17 protein-coding genes and 1 riboswitch are annotated in these 19,923 nt (G+C 73.7%); of the genes, 16 read left to right on the forward strand and 1 reads right to left on the reverse strand.

All coding sequences use genetic code 11. The features are described 5' to 3' along the window. The first annotated feature begins 3 nt into the window (after positions 1-3). The 11 genes from pafA (at position 4) to FHG10_RS08825 (ending at position 11,173) form a co-directional block, all read left to right on the forward strand. On the forward strand, positions 4-1,389 hold the full coding sequence (pafA, locus tag FHG10_RS08775) for a Pup--protein ligase (RefSeq protein WP_152352935.1): 1,386 nt from the start codon (positions 4-6) through the stop codon (positions 1,387-1,389). 127 nt (positions 1,390-1,516) lie between these two features. Next, on the forward strand, positions 1,517-2,479 hold the full coding sequence (locus tag FHG10_RS08780) for an FKBP-type peptidyl-prolyl cis-trans isomerase (protein ID WP_152352936.1): 963 nt from the start codon (positions 1,517-1,519) through the stop codon (positions 2,477-2,479). 81 nt (positions 2,480-2,560) lie between these two features. Then, positions 2,561-2,941, forward strand: coding sequence for an FKBP-type peptidyl-prolyl cis-trans isomerase (locus FHG10_RS08785; RefSeq protein WP_152352937.1), 381 nt, complete (start codon positions 2,561-2,563; stop codon positions 2,939-2,941). 7 nt (positions 2,942-2,948) lie between these two features. Then, a complete protein-coding gene (locus tag FHG10_RS08790; protein WP_152352938.1) occupies positions 2,949-5,063 on the forward strand; it encodes a primosomal protein N' family DNA-binding protein in 2,115 nt (704 codons plus the stop codon). A gap of 25 nt (positions 5,064-5,088) precedes the next feature. Next, positions 5,089-6,081, forward strand: coding sequence for a methionyl-tRNA formyltransferase (fmt, locus tag FHG10_RS08795; RefSeq protein ID WP_152352939.1), 993 nt, complete (start codon positions 5,089-5,091; stop codon positions 6,079-6,081). Beyond that, entirely contained in the window at positions 6,078-7,721 is a 1,644-nt protein-coding gene (locus tag FHG10_RS08800) for an RsmB/NOP family class I SAM-dependent RNA methyltransferase (RefSeq protein ID WP_152352940.1), read from the forward strand. The genes fmt and FHG10_RS08800 overlap by 4 nt, the downstream gene beginning before the upstream one ends. Then, complete coding sequence (gene rpe, locus FHG10_RS08805; protein ID WP_227488138.1) at positions 7,718-8,395, forward strand: ribulose-phosphate 3-epimerase; 678 nt, start codon at positions 7,718-7,720, stop codon at positions 8,393-8,395. Before FHG10_RS08800 ends, rpe begins: the two co-directional genes overlap by 4 nt. A 132-nt stretch (positions 8,396-8,527) precedes the next feature. Continuing rightward, positions 8,528-8,656: riboswitch (FMN riboswitch) on the forward strand. Positions 8,657-8,744: 88 nt separating this feature from the next. Beyond that, complete coding sequence (gene pnuC / locus FHG10_RS08810) at positions 8,745-9,452, forward strand: nicotinamide riboside transporter PnuC (RefSeq protein ID WP_152352941.1); 708 nt, start codon at positions 8,745-8,747, stop codon at positions 9,450-9,452. 66 nt (positions 9,453-9,518) lie between these two features. Then, a complete protein-coding gene (locus FHG10_RS08815; RefSeq protein WP_152352942.1) occupies positions 9,519-9,782 on the forward strand; it encodes a phosphoribosyl-ATP diphosphatase in 264 nt (87 codons plus the stop codon). A gap of 70 nt (positions 9,783-9,852) precedes the next feature. Then, positions 9,853-10,710, forward strand: coding sequence for an ATP phosphoribosyltransferase (hisG, locus tag FHG10_RS08820; RefSeq protein WP_152352943.1), 858 nt, complete (start codon positions 9,853-9,855; stop codon positions 10,708-10,710). A 4-nt stretch (positions 10,711-10,714) separates the two neighbouring features. After that, the gene (locus tag FHG10_RS08825; protein WP_152352944.1) at positions 10,715-11,173 is read left to right on the forward strand and encodes a PH domain-containing protein; all 459 of its coding nucleotides are present in this window, start codon (positions 10,715-10,717) and stop codon (positions 11,171-11,173) included. 28 nt (positions 11,174-11,201) lie between these two features. Here FHG10_RS08825 and FHG10_RS08830 read toward each other — a convergent pair whose 3' ends face one another. Continuing rightward, positions 11,202-12,368 carry a DUF3866 family protein gene (locus FHG10_RS08830; protein ID WP_152352945.1) on the reverse strand — a complete coding sequence of 389 codons (1,167 nt, stop codon included), beginning with the start codon at positions 12,366-12,368 and terminating at the stop codon, positions 11,202-11,204. Between the two features lie 37 nt (positions 12,369-12,405). Between FHG10_RS08830 and FHG10_RS08835 the strand changes: the two genes are divergently transcribed. The 5 genes from FHG10_RS08835 (at position 12,406) to FHG10_RS08855 (ending at position 19,870) form a co-directional block, all read left to right on the forward strand. Further along, complete coding sequence (locus FHG10_RS08835; protein WP_227488139.1) at positions 12,406-14,427, forward strand: WYL domain-containing transcriptional regulator; 2,022 nt, start codon at positions 12,406-12,408, stop codon at positions 14,425-14,427. Between the two features lie 133 nt (positions 14,428-14,560). Beyond that, a complete protein-coding gene (tatA, locus tag FHG10_RS08840; protein ID WP_152352946.1) occupies positions 14,561-14,917 on the forward strand; it encodes a Sec-independent protein translocase subunit TatA in 357 nt (118 codons plus the stop codon). A gap of 119 nt (positions 14,918-15,036) precedes the next feature. After that, positions 15,037-15,987: a twin-arginine translocase subunit TatC gene (gene tatC, locus FHG10_RS08845; protein WP_227488140.1), complete on the forward strand. Its 951-nt coding sequence runs from the start codon at positions 15,037-15,039 to the stop codon at positions 15,985-15,987. After that, positions 15,984-16,934 (forward strand): diacylglycerol/lipid kinase family protein, encoded by a 951-nt coding sequence (locus FHG10_RS08850; protein WP_152352947.1) that lies wholly within the window; start codon positions 15,984-15,986, stop codon positions 16,932-16,934. Before tatC ends, FHG10_RS08850 begins: the two co-directional genes overlap by 4 nt. Next, entirely contained in the window at positions 16,934-19,870 is a 2,937-nt protein-coding gene (locus tag FHG10_RS08855) for a DEAD/DEAH box helicase (protein WP_152352948.1), read from the forward strand. The genes FHG10_RS08850 and FHG10_RS08855 overlap by 1 nt, the downstream gene beginning before the upstream one ends. The last annotated feature ends 53 nt before the right edge of the window (positions 19,871-19,923 follow it).

Consider the following 19,923-nt stretch of genomic DNA (forward strand, 5'->3'; position numbering starts at 1 on the left):
CTGATGGAGCGCCGCATCGGGGGACTGGAGACCGAGTTCGGGCTCGTGTGCGTCCGGGCCGACGGCACGCGCGCCCTCGAGCCGGAGGCGGCCGCGCGCGAGCTGTTCCGTCCCGTGGTCGCCCAGGGCCGCTCCTCGAACGTGTTCCTGCGCAACGCCGCCCGCCTGTACCTCGACGTCGGCTCGCATCCCGAGTACGCGACGGCCGAGTGCGACGACTGGTGGGAGCTCGTGGCGCAGGACAAGGCGGGGGAGCGGATCCTCGCCGACCTCATGGCCCGCGCGAACGCGGCCCTCGCCGAGCGCGGGGAGGACGCCCGCATCCACCTGTTCAAGAACAACGTGGACCACGAGGGCAACTCCTTCGGAAGCCACGAGAACTACCTCGTGGACCGTCGCGGCGAGTTCACCCGCCTGCCGCGGATCCTGCTGCCCTTCCTCGCCACGCGCCAGATCGTCACCGGTGCGGGCGGGGTGGTCAGCGAGGAGGACGGCGCCTCCCGCTTCGTCTTCTCCCGGCGCAGCGACCACATGTGGGAGGCCGTGTCCTCGGCGACCACCCGCACCCGGCCGCTGATCAACACCCGCGACGAGCCGCACGGCGACCCCACGCGCTTCCGCCGTCTGCACGTGATCGTGGGCGATTCGACCATGTCCGAGGTCTCCACGTGGCTGCGCTTCGCGACCACCGACCTCGTCCTGCGCCTCATCGAGTCCGGCCGCGCGGTCGACGTCCCCGAGCTCGAGGACACGATCTCCGCGATCCGCGTCGTCGCCCGCGACCTCCCCGGCACCGAGCCGCTGCCGCTCGCGAGCGGCAGCACCGCGAGCGCCCTGCAGATCCAGCAGCGCTACCTCGACCTCGTCGCGCCTCTCGCCCGCGAGGACGAGCTCGACGTCCTGGAGGCCTGGCAGCGCGCCCTGGACGCCGTCCTCACCGGCGACCGCTCCTGGGCCGCGCAGACCCTGGACTGGGCGGTCAAGGAGAGGCTGTTCACCCAGGTCGCCGCCCGCCACGGGCTGGACCTGGGCGACCCGCGCATCGAGCGCCTCGACCTCGCGTATCACGACATCGACCCGGAGCAGGGCCTGGCGGCCTCGCTGCGCCGCCGCGGGCAGGCGCCCGCCGTGCTGTCCGATGCGGCGGTCGCGGCCGCACGGGACACCGCACCCGCGAGCACCCGGGCTCATCTGCGAGGACGCTTCGTCACGGCCGCCGAGGAGGCGCACGTGGACCACGTCGCCGACTGGACCACGATGCGGCTCGTGCGCCAGGGCGCGATGCCCGTGAGCGTCATGGACCCGTTCCAGACGGAGTCGGAGCAGGTGGACTCGCTCATCGCCCAGGTGAGGGCGCTCGGCTCCGCGGACGCGGCACCGCCCGCCTGAGCCCCTCCGCGGCCGCCTCCTTCCGGGCCCGTCGGCCCGTTCCCCTTCCAGCCCGGCCCCACCTCGACCCCGTACCCTGAGGGCATGGGCCGCCGCCGCGGCCTCCCCGACACGAAAGGCCCCCCTGGTGATCTCTCGCCGCTCCCTGTTCAGCTCCGCCCTCGCGGCGTCCGCCGCGATCGGTCTCGCCGCCTGCTCCGACGACCAGGACGGCACGGGCTCCTCGGACGGCGGCGGCGCGTCCGACAGCGCGACGCCCGCGCTCGACGGCGTCACGATCAGCAAGGACCTGAAGAAGGCGCCGAAGGTCGAGTTCACGACCCCGCTGAGCATCGACCAGCCGGACGCCCGCACGATCGTCGCCGGCAAGGGCGCGCAGATCGCCGAGGGCGACACGATCATCTGGCGCCCCCTCTACGTGGACGCGAGCAGCGGCAAGACCAAGCAGTCCTGGTGGAAGGACGGCCCCGCCGGCAGCGTCACCGTCTCCACCGACCAGATCGGCCAGAAGGCCGCGGACTTCCTGGTCACAGCGACCGTGGGCTCGCGCGTCGCCCTCGCCGGCTGGCAGCAGGACGCGAGCGGCTCGATGATCTCGCTCATCCAGGTGGCCGACATCGACCGCGTCGTCTCCCCGCTGCGCGCGAAGGGCACGGAGAAGAAGCCCTCGGGCGACCTGCCCGCCGTCAAGCTCGGCAAGGACGGCGCCCCGTCCCTCGAGGGCAAGCCCGAGGGGGATCCGCCGTCGAAGACCACCCGCGAGGTGCTCATCGAGGGCGAGGGCGACAAGACCCGGAAGGGCGACCACCTGGTGATGCAGTACACCGGGTGGACCTGGGACGACGGCAAGCAGTTCGACTCCTCGTGGGAGCGGAAGGTTCCCTTCGGCTTCACCCAGGGCCAGGGCGACGTCATCGCCGGCTGGGACGAGCACCTCACCGGGCTGCCCATCGGCAGCCAGGTGATGCTCGTGATCCCGCCGAAGGACGCCTACGGCACCGACGAGCAGTCGGGCGGCGAGCTCGCCGGCAAGACCCTCGTGTTCGTCATCGACGTCCTCGACGCGGCGCCCACGCAGAAGAACTCCTGAGCCCGCGCCTCACCTCGCGCCGCTCTTCCGACACCCCGAGCGCATCCCCATCGCGCCGTTCCCACCGACCAGGAGGACACCATGGACCGCAGCAAGCCCGAGATCGAGTTCCCCGGCACCGAGGCGCCCACCGAGCTGACGATCGTCGACGAGATCGAGGGCGAGGGCCCGGAGGCGAAGGCCGGCGACGTCGTGGACGTGCACTACGTGGGCGTCTCCCACGGGACCGGCGACGAGTTCGACGCCTCCTGGAACCGCGGCGAGCCGCTGCGCTTCCAGCTGGGCGTGGGCCAGGTCATCAGCGGCTGGGACCAGGGCGTGCAGGGCATGCGCACGGGCGGTCGCCGCCGCCTCGAGATCCCCGCCTCCCTCGCCTACGGCGACCGCGGCGCCCCGCCCGTGATCGCGCCCGGCGAGGCGCTGATCTTCGTGTGCGACCTGGTGGCCGTCCACTCGCGCTGACGCCCTCGTGACCCGTGACGCGCAGGAGGGTCTGTTCGAGGCGCCTGCCCCCGCCGCCGATCCCGCCCCCGCGCAGACCTCCCGACCGCGCACCACGGCCGGGTTCGCGGTCGCCGCGCACGATCCCGTCGCCTCCGTGCGGCTGATCGGCGTGCTGCCCCACCTGGACCGTCCCTTCGACTACGCGGTGCCGGCGACCCTGGACGCGGCGGGCCCCGGCATGCGTGTGAAGGTCCGCTTCTCGGGGCGGGAGCACGACGGCATCGTGCTCGCACGCGGTGCGCGGGCGAGCACGGACCGGCCGCTCGCGCCCCTGGCCCGCCTCGTCTCCGAGGACGTGGTGATCTCCCCGGACATGCTGCGCGTGTGCGAGGAGGTCGCCGAGAGGAGCGCGGGGAGCGTCGGGGACGTGCTGCGGCTCGCGATCCCGCCGCGGCACGCCCGCGCCGAGAAGTCCGATCGCGCGGCGGAGGAGAAGGAGAGCACGGGGACGCCCGCGCCCCCGGAGGATCCCGCCCCCGCCGATGAGACCGGCCTGGGGGAGGAGTCGTCGGCCGCTCCCGCCGACGACCTCCTCACCGCCTACGCGGGACTTCCCGCGCTGGTCTCCCGCGCCGGCGACCCGCAGGGTCCGGTGCCCCGCGCCGCCGTCGTCCTGGAACCCGCCCATTCCTGGGACGAGCTGACCGCCCGCGCGATCCAGGCGCTTCCGGAAGGAGCCGGGGCCCTCGTCATCGCGCCCGATCAGCGTGATGTGCAGCGTCTGCACCGCTGCCTCGATGCCCACGGGATCGCCCACGAGGTGCTCGCGAGCGCCGACGGCCCCGAGAAGCGCTATCGGGCCTTCCGCCGGATCCTGCGCGGCGCCTCGCGGGTGGTGATCGGGAACCGCTCGGCCGCCTTCGCCCCCGTCGCGGACCTCGCCCTGGCGATCTGCCTCGATCCGGCCGACGACCTCCTCGTCGAACCCCGTGCGCCGTACCCGCACCTGCGCACGATCCTGCAGTCCCGCTCCGCCCAGGAGCGCTGCGCCCTGCTGCTGGTCAGCCGGTCCCTGGACCCGCAGACCCTGTTCCTCGCCGAGAACGGCTACCTGCACCTGCTGCCGCCCGTGCCCGCGCCGCTCACGGCGGTGCGCCCGCACATCGAGGCCATGGACGAGTACCTGCGCGAGAGGGAGGGGCCCAGCGGCCGCTCCCGCATGCCCCAGCAGGCCATGCGCGTGCTGCGCGAGGGGATGGCCCACGGTCCTGTGCTCGTGCAGGTGCCGCGCTCCGGCTACGTCCCCGCGGTCGCCTGCACCTTCTGCGGCACCCGCTGCCGCTGTCCCCAGTGCGCCGCGCCGCTCGTGCTGCGCGGGCGCGGCGGCGGTCTCCAGTGCACCGTGTGCGGGCGCCGCGAGGACGCCTACCGCTGCCCGGAGTGCTCGCGCACGCAGGTGAGGGCCCTCGTCATCGGCTCCGCCCGCACCGCCGAGGAGCTGCGGCGGGCCTTCCCCGACGCCCCCTTCCGCGTCGCCGGCGGAGCCCAGGGCCCGGTCCCCGACGACGACGTGCCCGACGGGGCGATCGTCGTCGCGACCCCGGGCGCCGAGCCCGCGCCGCCCGCAGGGTTCGCGGCCGCCCTTCTTCTCGACGCCGACGCGATGCTCGCCCGCGCCGCCTTTGACGCCGACGTCGAGGCCGTGCGCCGCTGGTCCAACGCGATCGCCCTCGTGCGGCCCCAGGCCGAGGGAGGGCGCGTGCTGATCGTCGGCACCTCGACGCTCCCCGCGATCCGTGATCTCGTCGCCCACCGCTCGCGCGTCTTCCTCGACCGGGTCATGGAGGACCGCCGCGCCCTGGATCTCCCCCCGATCTCGAAGGTCGCCGAGGTCGTCGGCGACCGGCCCGCCGTGCGCTCCTTCCTGGCCCAGACCGCCCTGCCCGACGGCACGGACGACTTCGGGCCCGTCGACGTCCCCGAGGAGGACGACCGCATCCGCTCGCGCGCCGTGCTGCGCCTGCCCGTCGAGCGCTCGCGCGAGCTCGCCGACGCCCTCCGCGCCGGCATCGCGGCCCGCAGCGCGCACAAGGACCCCGGCTCCCTGCGCGTGCGCCTCGATCCGCCCGACGTGTTCTGAGCCCCCGCCCGTAGAATGGCTGATCATGCGCATCCTCTTCGCCGGCACCCCTGAGGTCGCCGTCCCCTCGCTCCGCGCGCTGCTCGACTCGCCCCACGAGGTCGTCGCGGTGCTCACCCGCCCCGATGCCCCCTCGGGCCGCGGCCGGACCCTGCGGCCGAGTCCCGTCCGCGTCCTCGCCGAGGAGGCGGGTGTCCCCGTGCTCACCCCGGGCTCGCTGCGCGGGGAGGACGTGCTCTCGCAGCTGCGCGACCTGGACGTCGAGGCGGCGGCCGTCGTGGCCTACGGGAACCTGGTCCCTCCGGCTGCGCTCGCGATCCCCCCGCGCGGCTGGGTGAACCTGCACTTCTCGCTGCTGCCCGCCTGGCGCGGCGCCGCCCCCGCCCAGCGCGCGGTGCTCGCCGGGCAGGAGAGCACCGGCATGACCACCTTCCTGCTCGAGAAGGGCATGGACACCGGCCCCGTGCTCGCGACCCGCACGGTCGCCATCGACCCCTTCGAGACCGCCGGCTCCCTCCTGGACCGGATGGCGGTCGACGGCGCTCCGCTCCTGGTCGAGACGCTCGACGCCCTCGCGGACGGCACCGCGCGCGCGGTGCCGCAGAGCGAGGAGGGCGTGACCCGGGCAGCCAAGCTCACGCCCGCCGAGGCCGAGCTCGACCTCAGCCTTCCCTCCCACGAGGTCTCCGCCCGCATCCGCGGCATGAGCCCGCACCCCGGCGCGTGGACCACCTGGGAGGGCGAGCGGATGAAGGTGCTGGGCATCGAGCCCGTGCGCAGCGAGGCCCCGCAGCTGGCGCCCGGCCGCCTGCACGCCACGCGCAGGCAGCTGCTGATCGGCACCGGCAGCGAGCCCCTCGCCCTCGCCCAGCTCGCCCCTGCCGGGCGTCGCGCCATGCGCGCGGCGGACTGGGCCCGCGGCGCGGGCCTCGCCGAGGGCGCCGCGTTCGGGGCCGCGGACCACTCCGCTGACGACCCCGCCGACCGTCCCGCCGACGAGCAGGAGAGCACCCGATGAACGCGCACCATGACCAGGGACGGGACCGGCCCGACCACCGGGACCGGCGTGACCACGGCGGTCGCCGGGAGGATCGGCGCGACGGCCACCACGGTGCCGGCCGCGACGCCAAGGGCCGCGAGCGCTCCGGGTCCCGCGGGCGGGGAGGCCCCCGCCGCGGCTGGTCCCAGGAGCGACCGTCCGAGCGCCGCCGCAGCACGACGGGCTCCCGCACGGTCGCCTATGACGCCCTGCGCGCGGTCCATGAGGACGACGCCTACGCGAACCTCACCCTTCCGCACCAGCTGCGCCGCGCCCGCCTGCACGGCCGCGACGCCGCGTTCACGACCGAGCTGTTCTACGGCACGCTGCGCGCCCAGGGTCGCCTGGACGCGATCCTCTCGCTGTGCATCGACCGTCCCCTCGACGACGTCGAGGAGGCGGTGCGCGACGTGCTGCGGCTCGGCGCGTACCAGCTGCTGGACATGAGCGTCGCCCCGCACGCCGCGACCTCCGAGACCGTGGCCCTCGCCCGCTCCCGGGTGGGTGCGGGCGCAGCGAGCTTCGTCAACGCCGTGCTGCGCCGGGTCGGTGAGAAGGACCTGCCGAGCTGGGTCGCCGAGGCCGCCCCGGACCGCGCGCAGGACGAGATCGGGCACCTGGCCGTCGCCCACTCGCATCCCGCGTGGATGGTGCGCGCCCTCTCCGACGCCCTGGCCGCCCACGGCCGCGACCGCTCCGAGATCGACGACCTGCTGGCAGCGCAGAACGCCGCGCCCTCGGTCTCCCTGGTCATGCGCCCCGGCCTCAGCGACCCCGAGGAGCTCGCCGCCGCCGGCGCCGAGCCCGGTCGCCTCAGCGTCTTCGCCGCCTCCTGGCCCGGCGGCGATCCGGGCGGGGCCGCCCCCGTCGCCGAGGGGCGCGCCGCCGTGCAGGACGAGGGCTCCCAGCTGATGGCCCTCGCCCTGGGCCTCGGCGCCGACGACCTCGTGGAGGGTCCGGACCATCACTGGCTCGACCTCTGCTCGGGCCCGGGCGGCAAGACCGCGCTTCTGACCGGCCTCGCCCTCGAGCGCGATGCCGATCTGCTCGCGATCGAGCTGCAGCCCCACCGCGTCGACCTCGTGCGCCGCGCCGTCGCGACGCTCGTCGAGGCCGGCGCCGAGACCGAGGTCCGCGAGGGCGACGGCACGAAGATCGGCGACGAGATGCCGGGCCGCTTCTCGCGCGTGCTGGCCGACGTGCCGTGCACCGGCATGGGAGCGCTGCGGCGCCGGCCGGAGTCGCGCTGGCGCCGCAGCCCCGGGGACGTCGGCTCTATGGGCCGCGTGCAGCGGGACCTGCTGGCCAGCGCCCTGGACGCAGCCGGCCCCGGGGGACTGATCGCCTACGTGACCTGCTCCCCGCACGTCGCCGAGACCCTGCTCGTGGTCAAGGACGTGCTGCGTCGCCGCGACGACGTCGAGCAGCTCGACGCCCGCCCCGCCGTCCGCGCGGGGCTGCTCCCCGAGGCGCTCGAGGGGACGGAACTCGGCGAGGGCCCGAGCGTGCAGCTGTGGCCGCACGTGCACGGCACCGACGCGATGTTCCTGGCCCTCCTGCGCCGCCTGCCCGAGACCCCCGAGCCCGCAGACACCTCCGAGGAGAGGACGCACCCGTGACCTACTCGACCGATTCCGCCTTCATCCATCCCAGCATCCTCAACGCCGACTTCATGCGCATCGGCGAGGAGCTCGATCGCATCGCCGGCGCCGACAGCGTCCACGTCGACATCATGGACGGCCGCTTCGTCCCGAACATCACCTTCGGCGTGGACATGGTCTCCCAGATCGTCCGCCACGGCCCGATCCCGGTGGACGCCCACCTCATGATCGAGGACGCCGACCGCGAGGCCCCCGCCTACGCCGAGGCCGGCGCCGATTCGGTGACCTTCCACCTCGAGGCCGCGAGCGCCCCCGTCCGCCTGGCCCGCGAGCTGCGTGCGAAGAGCGCCCGCGCCGGGGTCGCCCTGCGCCCGGCGACGCCCGTCGAGCCGCTGCTGGACATCATCGGCGAATTCGACATGCTCCTGCTGATGACCGTCGAGCCCGGCTTCGGCGGCCAGAGCTTCCTGCAGACCATGCTCCCGAAGATCCGCCGCGCGCGGCAGGCGATCAGCGACGCGCACCTGGAGGTCTCGATCCAGGTCGACGGGGGAGTGAACCGCGAGACCATCGAGCGCTGCGCCGAGGCGGGCGCCAACGTGTTCGTCGCCGGCTCCGCCATCTACCGCGCGCAGGACGCGGCCTCCGAGATCGACGCCCTGCGCACCCTCGCGAGCAGCCACGGCCACTGAGCGCGCAAGCCCGCCCCGCCCCCGGGGGACACCCGGGGATCGGACCCCGCAGCGTGAACGCGGATGTCCTCCGGGACACACCGGAACCCGCCGTGACCTGGGAACGGGCTAGAGTCTCCTCGTCACCACGGTGACGTGCTCCGGGGTCGGTGGAAATCCGAGCCGGCGGTCATAGTCCGCGACCCGTCCTGCCCGCGCAGGCCGGTGGAGCCGGTGGAACTCCGGCACCGACAGTCACAGCCTGGATGAGAGGCGCACGTCCTGCATGCTGCGGCCCGGCACGTCCGGGCGCGCTCGTGCGCAGGATCCCGCTCCCGGCGTCCGTCGCCCCGAGCGGAAGGCAGTGGTCATGGGAGTCATCGAGTGGCTCTTCAACGCGAAGATCGAATTCGCCGGAGGGCAGTTCCTGCTCTGGCGCGAGGTCGTGGGCAACGTGTTCGGGCTCCTCAGCGCCCTCGGCGGCATGCGCCGGAAGGTCTGGGCGTGGCCCATCGGCATCATCGGCAACCTGCTTCTGCTCACCGTGTTCCTCGGCAGCGTGTTCGGCACCCCGAATCCCGTCGACCTCCTGGGCCAGGCCGGCCGTCAGGTGATGTTCATCGTCACCAGCATCTACGGCTGGTGGCGCTGGCACTCCGCGCGCACCGGCGGGGGCACCGCCGTCGAGCCCCGATGGGCCGGAGGGGGCACGCGGGCCCTGCTCGTCGTGGTCCTCGTCGGCGGCACCGCCGCGCTCACCCCGCTGTTCCGCGCGCTCGGCTCCTACGAACCGGTCTGGGCCGACGCCTGGATCTTCATGGGCAGCCTCCTGGCGACCTTCGGCATGGCCAAGGGCTGGGTCGAGTTCTGGCTCATCTGGGTCGCGGTCGACGTGGTGGGCGTGCCCCTCCTGTTCTCCGCCGGCTACTACGCGAGCGGTCTCATGTATGTCTTCTACGGGCTGTTCACCCTCACCGGGTTCTTCGTCTGGTGGCGCGTGCGGACCCGGGAGGACCGCGCGGTCACCGTCGAGACCGCTCATCTGGATCCCACCGTCGGCCGGCGCCGGCGTCCGTGACCGAGCGCCGCGGCCGGGGCTGAGATGGCGGACCCCGACACCGCCGACGACCGATACCCTGGTGCCGTGAAGGATTTCGAGTCGCTGCACGCCGAGCTGACCCAGAAGGCCGCCGACCGCCCCGAGGGGTCCGGCACGGTCGCCGAGCTGGACGCCGGCGTGCATGCCATCGGCAAGAAGATCGTCGAGGAGGCCGCCGAGGTCTGGATGGCCTGCGAGCACGAGTCGCACGAGGCCGCCGCCGAGGAGATCTCCCAGCTCCTCTACCACCTCCAGGTGATGATGATCGCCAAGGACATCACGCTCGAGGACGTCTACCGACATCTGTGACGGGCCGCCCCGCATCTCCGTCCCGCAGACCGCCCCGTCCTCCCGCCGCCCCTCCGCCGAAGGGAATCCCGTGCTCCGCATCGCCGTGCCCAACAAGGGCGCTCTGTCCGAACCCGCCGCCGCCCTGCTCTCCGAGGCGGGCTACCGCCGCCGCGGCACCGCCAAGGAGCTCGTCCTGGTCGACGAGCCCAACAACGTCGAGCTGTTCTTCCTGCGCCCCCGTGACATCGCGGTCTACGTGGGATCGGGGACCGTGGACGTCGGCATCACCGGGCAGGACATGCTCGCCGACTCCCGCACCGCCGCCGAGGTGATCCTGCCCCTGGGCTTCGCGCACTCCACCTTCCGCTTCGCCGCCGAGGCGGGCGAGGAGCGCGACCTCGGCGCACTCGCGGGCGCGCGCATCGCGACCTCGTACGAGAACCTCGTCGAGGACCACCTCGCCGAGCACGGTGTGGAGGCGACGGTCGTCCACCTCGACGGCGCCGTGGAGAGCTCGATCCGCCTGGGCGTCGCCGACGTCATCGCGGACGTGGTGGAGACCGGGACCACCCTGCGCCAGGCCGGGCTCTCCGTCTTCGGTGACCCCATCATGACCAGCCAGGCCGTGCTCTTCTCCCGGCCCGAGCTCACGCTGGACGACGACGCCGCGCACACCCTCGAGGTGCTCGTGCGCCGGGTCCGCGGCGTCCTCGTCGCGCGGGAGTACGTGCTGATCGACTACGACATCCCCACCGAGAAGCTCGAGGGCGCGGTCGCGGTCACTCCGGGCTTCGAGGCGCCCACCGTCTCCGAGCTGCACCGCAGCGGATGGTCCGCCGTGCGCTCGATGGTCGCGGTCTCCGAGACCAACCAGGTCATGGACGCGCTGTACGAGGCGGGCGCACGCGCGATCCTCGTCACCGCGATCCAGGCCTGCCGGATGTGAGCGCATGAGCATCAGCGCGCCCGACGGGCCCGACGGCACGGTCGTCCTGCGGCCGCGGGTGACGCGCGTCGTCGCCTACGTGATCGGCTCCGTGGTGCTGCTCGCCGCGATCGTCCTGTCGCTCCTCACCCACTTCGGGTTCGCGGACACCGTCGGCTTCCTCGCCTTCGGCCTGGCGGTGCTCTGGTTCTGCCACCGGGAGGGCTCCGTGCGCGCGACCGCGCACGCCGACCGGCTCGTGGTGCGGAACCTCATGGCGACCCGCGAGCTCGAGTGGGCGGAGATCATCGGCGTGGTCTTCCCGCCCGGGGACCCGTGGGCGAAGCTCGATCTGGCCGACGGCGACACGCTCTCGGTGATGGCCGTGCAGCGCACCGACGGCGAGAGGGGCATGACGGCGGCGCGCCGCCTCGCCGGCATGGTCGCCGAGCGCTCGGGGGCCGAGGGCTCCGCCAACGCCTGATCCTCCTGAGGGGCGCAGCGGCGCCGTCTCAGCGTTCAGCGGGGTCCGCGAGCCCGGCCGCGTGGCGGCCGGCCGCGGCCGCGAAGAGGAACGGCCACGGGTCGTCCTCCATGGCGCGACCCATCGTGCGCAGGCCGACGGGGGAGCCGTCGAGCGCTTCGCGCAGCCCCGCCCGCGGCACGTCGATGATCCGGTGCTCGACCCCTCGCGTGAGGGCAGGTTCAATAACAGCGCTTTCAAGCTGTTGCGTGACGTACTGCGTGAAAGCACTGTCCTCGGAGTCGGGATCGGGTTCCGCGGCGAGCACGGGCACGTCGGCCGCGGCCAGCGCGGCCCGCCCCAGGAGGGTGAGGCTGTGGTGGGACGCGCCGCGGTGACGGGAGCGGGCGTCCGCCCCCGAGACCCGGAGCGCGGCGACGGGCCGCCCGCCCAGCACCGCCGTGGCATGGAGCCCCTCGGCGGCCTGGATCCCCGAGAAGCCCCAGTCGGTGCCGGTGCCGAGGTTCCCCGGTCCCTGCGCGAGCACCACCACGTCGGCCCCGCAGACGGCCTTCGCGCCGAGCAGCGCCGTGTGCACGGTCACGGCCTCGAGGTCCCCGCCGAACGCCTGGCCGGCGCTGATGCAGGCGACGAGGTCCCCAGTCTCCCGCAGGCGCGCGACCGTGCGCGAATAGGCGGCGGGGAGCGCCGCGCCGTCGCTCATCACGTAGGCGATCCGTGCTTCCGGCGCCTGGGCGCGCACACCGGCGACGACCGCGGGCAGGGCGGAGTGGAGGTCGGCGAGCACCACGGGCATGCCGTCCAGGTCCTGCGTCGCCTCGAGAGCCGCGCGGTGCGGGGATCCGGGATCGTCGAGCGCGTCGACGAGGGTCTGCATCGGGGTGTAGCGCGCCTTGACCATGTGGCCCGTCGGCTGCTGCGTCTCCGGGAGCTCCCCGGCGCGGGCGACGACGAGCGCCTGCCCGCCGGTGCCGAGTCCGCGCCGCAGCGCGTTGGCGTTCAGCAGCACGTCCTCGCCCTCGGCGATCTCCCCCACGAGCTCGGGATAGGAGAGCGCCGGCACGGTGCTCGGGCGGTCCGTCGACGCCTCTCCCTCCGGTTCCTCCGGCCCATCGGTCCGGGCGACCCGGAGCATCTGGACGCCCCGCCAGGGCGCGCTCACCTCGAGGACACGCCCTCGCTCCCACTGCAGCATGCGGCAAGCGTAGCGAGTGGGCGGATACGGTGGTGCGGTGGCTGCTCGAGGTGTGGAACGACTGCTCAACGTCATCATGACCATCGGGTCACGGTCCCGGATCGACCGTGCCCAGCTGTTCGACGTCATCCCCGACTACGCGAACGCCGAGAGCGCGGACGCGGCGGAGAAGATGTTCGAGCGCGACAAGGCCGCGATCCTCGAGCTCGGACTGCCCCTGGTCTCGGAGCGGGACCCGTGGGACGAGTCGCGCGTGCTCTACCGGATCGCGGGCGGCGAGGGCGGCGCCCTGGACGTGACGCCCGAGGAGTACACGGTCCTCCTCGCCGCGAGCCGCGCCTGGGACGACGCCGCCGCCGGTGGTGCGGCGCGCCGGGTGCGCGCGAAGCTGCTGAGCCTGGGCATCGAGGCCGATCCCGATCTGCTGCGCCGCACCCCGCGCGGCGCGCTCGAGTCGCTGCCCGTGCTCACGCCGCTGCTCGAGGCCGTCACCCAGCGCCGACGGGTCGTCTTCTCCTACCGCACGGCCGACGGGCGCCCGGCCGAGCGCACGGTCGAGCCCTGGGTCGTCGCCGTCCACGAGGGTCGCTGGTACCTGTGGGGGCACGACACGGACCGCGATGCCCCTCGGCTGTTCCGCGCCTCCCGCATCGAGACCTATCCGCGGGTGAAGGGCAGGGCGAGCGCCGAGCGGCCCGCGCACACCTCGATCGAGGAGGCCCTGCACCGCTCCGACTCCGCGAGCGAGCAGTCCGCGGCCCGCCTCGCGGTCGAGCCCTTCAAGGCTCTCGCGCTGCGCGACCGCCTCGGCGCCCCGCTCGACGCGCCTGAGCTCGTGCTGACCGAGGCAGCCCGCACCCAGGTGCGGCGCCTCGTCCTCGCCGAGTCCCGCTGGATCGCGCTGCGCGAGCCCGCGCCCTGGCGCCGCGAGATCGCAGGCATCTTCGAGCAGATCGCCCGCGGCCACGAGGGAGAGCCCGATCTGGACGCCCTGGAGCGCGCGGCGGTGCGCCCCGGTCCGCGCATCCGGGTGAGCCCCAGCGGCACGGACCATCTCTCGCGCCTGGTCGGGGAGGCCTCGTTCGTGCTCAGCCGCGGCGAGGTCGAGCTCGATCGGGTCGCCGAGGAGTTCGCCGTCTCCACCGAGCAGGTCATCGAGGATCTCCAGGTGCTGTTCGTGTGCGGGGACCTCGGCACCGGCTGGGAGGACCTCATCGAGGCCGAATGGGACTCGGGCCTCGTGCGGGTGCGCAATGCCGACGCCCTGCGGCGGCCTCTGCAGCTCAGTGCGCCCGAGACCACCGCCCTGCTCGCGGGCCTGGCGACGCTCGATCCGGCCGCCGGTTCGGAGGCGGCGCTCGTCGAGTCCGCGCGCCGCAAGCTCTCGGCCCACCTGGGGGAGGGCGACGGGACCGCGGACGACGCCTCCGTCGGGCCCGCCGCCCCCGCCGGTCCGCAGGATCCCTCCGGCCCAGGGGTCGACCGCCGCACAGCGGTGCTCGACGCCGCGCAGAACGCGATCGGCGCGCAGGAACCCCTGGTCATCCGCTACTCGCCCCCCACGGCACCCGGCACGACCGTGCGCCGCATCCATCCCCTCGAGCTGCTCACCGTGGGCTCCCGCACCTACGTGCGCGCTCACTGCGAGCTCGCGGGGGAGGAGCGCCGCTTCCGCCTCGATCGCATCGTGGAGATCCTCGACGAGGATGCGCCGCTCTCCCGCCCCCGGGCCGCGAGCACGGGCCAGGACCCGGCCTCGTCGGCCTCTCCCTCCCATCCCGCCACCGGTGCCGGCCGGGTCGACGGAGAGGTCTGGCTGCGCGTGGAGGCCGGCGGCCTGTGGATCGCGGAGGCCTTCGAGGCCGACGAGATCCGCGACCTCGAAGGGGGCAGCGTCTACGCCCGGCTCGGGCGCCCCGTGCGGGCGGCTCTCGTGGACGCGGTCATCGAGGCGGCCGGAGCGGCCGAGGTGCTCGCGCCGCGCGAGGTGAGAGATGAGATCGTGACCATTTCCTGGGGCGGTGCTGAGCGTCACGCCGTCGGGCAGTCGGTAGGCTGAGCCCTCGAGCGTGCGCAGCGCCCCGGCGGCGTCGCCGCGGACTGCGCGTCCCCGCTCCACGGACTCCATACAGTCCCGCTGTGGGACGATACTGAGGCCGCCTCCCGCCGCGGCCCCGACGAAAGGACAGACCATGGGTGCGATCAAGCCCTGGCACATCATCATCCTCGTCCTGGTGGTGCTGCTTCTCTTCGGTGCGGGCAAGCTCCCGAGCCTGGCCCGCAACGTGGGCAAGTCGATGCGCATCTTCAAGAGCGAGGTCGACGAGCTGCGCGGGGACGAGGCCGAGGACGAGGACGACGAGGAGCCCCGCGACCGTCGCGACCGCTCGAGCCGCGAGCGCCGGGACGAGCGGGACGCGCGCGGCTCCGCCGACGCTCGGGACGAGCGCTCCGGGCGCGATGACCGCGCCTACGATCCGCGCGACGAGCGCGACCGCGACACGGTGCGCGCACAGGACCGGCCCGAGGACGACTACCGTCGCGACTGAGCCCCTGCTCTCCTCGCTTTCTCCCGCGGCTCCCGCGCCCAGCGCGCGCGACCGCATGATCTGACGGGTCCGGGCGTCCCAGGCGCCCGGACCCTCGATGCCGGAAGGACGAATCGCCCGTGGCGCAGAACCAGACCTCCGACGAGGCCGCCGAGCCCGCGAAGGCTCGCCGGGGCCGGGGCTCGTCGAAGTCGTCGGCGAAGTCGACCAAGAAGAGGCGCCGCCGCGATCCCGAGGGCCGCATGGCCCTCAACGAGCACCTCATCGAGCTGCGCAACCGCCTGGTCATCTGCGCGGTCGCGATCCTCCTCCTCTCCGTCGTCGGCTGGTTCGCCTTCGATTTCGTGTACTCCTTCCTGCAGCGGCCGTTCAGCGCGGCGAAGGTGCTGAACCCGAACCTCGACGCCCGGATCAGCTACACGAAGGCCGGGGACTTCCTGAGCACGAAGCTCCAGATCTCGGCGTACATCGGCCTGATCCTCTCCGCGCCCGTGGTGATCTACGAGATCTGGATGTTCCTCGTCCCGGGTCTGCACAAGACCGAGCGCCGCTACGCCATCGGCTTCTTCGGCTCCGCGATCCCGCTGTTCTTCATCGGCTGCGTGGCCGGCTTCTGGATCATGGACAAGGCGATCCCGATCCTGCTGAGCTTCGCCCCGAACAGCGAGGCCGTCACCGCCAACCTGAACTTTGGCGACTACCTCAAGCTGTTCATCAAGACGATGCTGGCCTTCGGCGTCGCCTTCGACCTGCCGGTCGTCCTCGTGCTGCTGAACTTCCTGGGGATCCTCTCGGGTCGCAGCATGCTCAAGGCCTGGCGCTGGGTGGTCTTCCTCTGCTTCGCCTTCACGGCGGTCATGGTGCCCACGCCGGATCCGTTCACGATGATCGGTATGACCCTGCCGATGGTGGCCCTCTACTTCGCCGCCGTGCTCGTCAGCTTCTGGAACGACAGACGCCGCCGCAGGGCCGAGGGCGCCGAGCTCGACGACGAGCAGGCGAGCACCATCGACGACGCCCCCGAGGCGATCGACGGACCGTCCTCCCTCGACGAGGACGACGAACGGTGAGCCGCCTGCGGATCGGATTGCTGACGAATCCGTCCGCCGCCCACGGCGCCGCCCAGCGCACGGGGCGCCAGGTCGCCCACCTCCTGCGGATCGCCGGCATCTCCGTCGTCGAGCTCACCGCCTCCAGCGCGGCCGTCGCCCGCGCCCGCGCCATGGAGATCCGCGAGACCCTCACGGCGCTCGTCGTCGTGGGAGGAGACGGCACCGTGGCGCTCGGCGCCGAGATCGTCGCGAACACCGCGGTGCGCCTCGGCGTCGTCCCCGCGGGGAGCGGCAACGACTTCGCGCGCGCCCTGGGCCTGGACGGGACCGACGTCGAGACGTCCGTGCGCGACCTCCTGCACGCCCTCTCGCGCCCCGTGGTGGCGATCGACGCCATCGAGCTGCGGGCAGACGTCGAGGACGGGCATCCGGCCGGCGCCCCGACGATCGCCGTGGGCAACGTGTCGCTCGGCTTCGACGCCCTCGTCAATGCGCGCGCGAACTCCTCGCGGCTGTCGCCGCGCCTGCGCTACACGGGCGGGGTGATGCGCGAACTGGCCTCCTTCCGCCCCTTCCCGTACTGGATCGAGGTCGACGGAGGCCCTCGCGAGGAGATCGATGCGAGCCTGATGACGCTGTGCAGCACGGGGACTTTCGGCGGCGGGATGCGCCTGGTGCCCGACGCCCGCGTCGACGACGGCCTGCTCGACCTCGCGATCGTCTCCGGCCTCGGTCGCGCCGGGCTCGTGCGCTTCTTCCCCAGGGTTTTCCGCGGCACCCACACGGACCTCTCCGTCTTCTCCGTGCGGCAGGTCCGCGAGATCCGGCTGGGACTGCGGGAGCCGACGCTGCTGCGCGCCTTCGCCGACGGCGAGCCGCGCAGCCAGCTCCCCGTGCGGGCCCGGGTCCTCCCGGGGGCGGTGCGCATCCTCGCCGACCTCCCCCGCGCGGAAGGGAGGTCCTGATGTCCTCGCCCTCGGAGGCCTACGCCCGCTTCCGCGCCGAGCAGCGCCGGGAGAGGACGCAGCTGGCCGTCTTCCGCGAGCGCTTCGGCTTCGCCCTCGACCCCTTCCAGGTCGACGGCTGCGAGGCCCTCGAGCACGGGGAGTCCGTGCTCGTGGCCGCTCCCACCGGCGCCGGGAAGACCATCGTCGGCGAGTTCGCCGTCCATCTCGCCCTCTCGCAGGGACGCAAGGTCTTCTACACGACGCCCATCAAGGCGCTGTCGAACCAGAAGCACGACGAGCTGCGCGCGTGGCTCGGCCACGAGAGGGTCGGCCTGCTCACCGGCGACGTGAGCCTGCACCCCGAGGCCGACGTGGTCGTGATGACCACCGAGGTGCTGCGCAACATGCTCTATGCCGGCTCGCCGCTGCTCGAGGGGCTCGGCTTCGTGGTCATGGACGAGGTCCATTACCTCGCCGACCGTCTGCGCGGACCGGTCTGGGAGGAGGTCATCATCCACCTCGACCGCTCCGTGCAGCTCGTCGCCCTCTCGGCCACGGTCTCGAACGCCGAGGAGTTCGGGACCTGGCTGCAGGAGGTGCGCGGGAGCACCGCGATCATCGTCTCCGAGACCCGCCCGGTGCCGCTGTGGCAGCACGTGCTCGTGGGGACCGAGCTCATGGACCTCTTCGTCGACGAGGACGGCGAGAGGGCCGTCTCCCACGGGCCGGGAGCCCGCGGTCGCAGCGGGATCAACCCGGACCTCGAGCAGGTCTCCTCCGTCTCGGCCCCGGTCGACGGTCGCCGCGGGGGAGCGCGCGACGGCTCGGGCGGTCACGGAGGCCGCCCCGGCAGGGGCCACGGAGGCCGCGGGCGCAGCGACCGCCGGGGCACCGGCGGACGCCACCGCCCGCGCGGCCACGACCGACACGGCGGCGACGGTCGTCATGGCGGGGACAGGCACCGCGGCAGCAGCCGCGGCGAGACCGGCCGCGCGCCGCACCGGCCCCGACCGCCCCGGCAGTCGGAGATCGTCGCGATCCTGGACGACGAGGGCCTGCTGCCCGCGATCTTTTTCATCTTCTCGCGCGCCGGCTGCGACGCCTCCGTGCGTCGTCTCGATCAGTCGCGCGTGCGATTGACCACGGACTCCGAGCGCGCCCGGATCCGCGCGGTCCTCGACGAGCGCCTCTCCGTGATCGGCGTCGAGGACGAGCAGGTCCTGCACCTGGCCCAGTTCCGCCGCGCCGCCGAGAACGGCTTCGCCGCCCACCACGCCGGCATGCTCCCGCTGCTCAAGGCGTGCGTCGAGGACCTCTTCGAGGAAGCCCTGATCAAGGTCGTCTTCGCTACCGAGACCCTCGCGCTCGGCATCAACATGCCCGCGCGCTCGGTCGTCCTGGACAAGCTCACGAAGTTCAACGGCGTCGAGCACGCCGACCTCACGCCGGGGGAGTTCACGCAGCTCACCGGGAGGGCGGGCCGCCGCGGCATCGACGTCGAGGGCCACGCGATCGTCGTCGCCGCCCCCGGGTTCGACGCCTCGGCGGTGGCCTCCCTCGCCTCCCGGCGGACCTTCCCGCTGCGCTCCGCCTTCCACCCGACGGCGAACATGGCCGTCAACCTGCTGAGCCGCTTCGATCTCGAGCAGGCCCGCGAGACCCTCGAGATGAGCTTCGCCCAGTTCCAGAGCGACCGCAGCGTCGTGGGTCTGGCCCGTCGCGCCCGCGAGCTCGAGGACACCGCCGCCTCCTACCGCGAGGCGGCGGTCTGCGAGCGCGGCGACCTGGGCGAGTACGCGGAGATCCGGCGCCGCATCACCGAGCGCGAGAAGACCCTCTCCCGGCGCCGCTCCGCGGGCGACCGCGATCGCACCCTGAAGGCGCTGCGCGCCCTGCGCCGCGGAGAGGTGATCGCCCTCCCGGGCGGTCGGCGCCAGGGGTACGCGGTCGTGCTCGACGTGGACCGCGAGGTCCTGGGCGGCCCGCAGGTCGACGTGCTCACGACGGAGGGCCGCGCGCGCAGCCTCCGCCCCGGGGACGTGCCCAGCCCTCCCGCGGTCATCGACACCCTGCGTCTGCCGCGGCCCGACCGCATGGGGTCGGCGAAGGTCCGCAAGGACACCGCGGCCGCCCTGCGCGAGCGCCTGGCCGGACACGACCACGACGCGCGCGCCGAGGTGCGCCGCCTCGCCGGGCGCACCCCGTCGACCGCCGCCGAGGATCCCGAGCTCATCGAGCTCCGCGAGCGGATGCGCGCCCACCCCTGCCACACGTGCCCCGAGCTCGAGGCCCATGAACGGTGGCTGCAGCGCCTCGGGCGCGCCGAGAAGGACCTCGCCTCCGTGCAGCGGCGCATCGAGGGCCGCACCTCGTCGCTGGCCCGCCAGTTCGATCGCGTGATCGCCCTGCTCACCGAGCTCGGGCACCTCGCCGAGGCTCCGGGCGGCGGCCTGCGGCCGACGGAGCGCGGCCTCCGCCTGCGCCGACTGTTCTCGGATCGCGACCTGCTGGTCGCCGAGTGCCTCGAGCGCGGCGCCTGGGACGAACTGCGCCCGGCGGAGCTCGCCGCGATGGTCTCCGCCTGCACCTACGAGGCCCGGCGCGACTCCCCGCAGGCGCCCGAGCTGCCGCCCGGCGCCCGCTTCGACACCGCCCTGCTCGCGACAGAGCGCGTCGCGAAGGATCTGCGCTCGGCCGAGGAGCGCCACGGCGTCGACCCGACAGCGGCGCCCGATCCTGCGATCAGCGCGATCATGCACCGCTGGGCGAGCGGCGAGCATCTCGCCGCCGCCCTCCAGGACGCGGATCTCACCCCGGGGGACTTCGTCCGCCACTGCCGGCAGGTGGTCGACCTGCTCGAGCAGCTCACCGACTCACCGCACGTCTCCCTCTCAGCCAGGGATGCCATAGTCGGCGTGCGCCGCGGACTCGTCGCCCAGGAGATGGAGCGATGACCCCGCGCCGCGTCCGCCCCGCCAGCCCGCCGCCTCCGCCACGAGCCCGCCCG

It is taken from the genome of Brachybacterium subflavum (assembly GCF_009299795.1).
In the GTDB taxonomy this organism is placed as follows: Bacteria; Actinomycetota; Actinomycetes; order Actinomycetales; family Dermabacteraceae; genus Brachybacterium; species Brachybacterium subflavum.

What these genes read in the sequence shown, in the direction of transcription:
- pafA (WP_152352935.1), top strand. Translation starts at nt 4, where the DNA reads ATGGAGCGCCGCATCGGGGGACTGGAGACCGAGTTCGGGCTCGTGTGC.
- FHG10_RS08785 (WP_152352937.1), top strand. Translation starts at nt 2,561, where the DNA reads ATGGACCGCAGCAAGCCCGAGATCGAGTTCCCCGGCACCGAGGCGCCC.
- fmt (WP_152352939.1), top strand. Translation starts at nt 5,089, where the DNA reads ATGCGCATCCTCTTCGCCGGCACCCCTGAGGTCGCCGTCCCCTCGCTC.
- FHG10_RS08800 (WP_152352940.1), top strand. Translation starts at nt 6,078, where the DNA reads ATGAACGCGCACCATGACCAGGGACGGGACCGGCCCGACCACCGGGAC.
- pnuC (WP_152352941.1), top strand. Translation starts at nt 8,745, where the DNA reads ATGGGAGTCATCGAGTGGCTCTTCAACGCGAAGATCGAATTCGCCGGA.
- FHG10_RS08825 (WP_152352944.1), top strand. Translation starts at nt 10,715, where the DNA reads ATGAGCATCAGCGCGCCCGACGGGCCCGACGGCACGGTCGTCCTGCGG.
- FHG10_RS08830 (WP_152352945.1), bottom strand. Translation starts at nt 12,368, where the DNA reads ATGCTGCAGTGGGAGCGAGGGCGTGTCCTCGAGGTGAGCGCGCCCTGG.
- tatA (WP_152352946.1), top strand. Translation starts at nt 14,561, where the DNA reads ATGGGTGCGATCAAGCCCTGGCACATCATCATCCTCGTCCTGGTGGTG.
- FHG10_RS08855 (WP_152352948.1), top strand. Translation starts at nt 16,934, where the DNA reads ATGTCCTCGCCCTCGGAGGCCTACGCCCGCTTCCGCGCCGAGCAGCGC.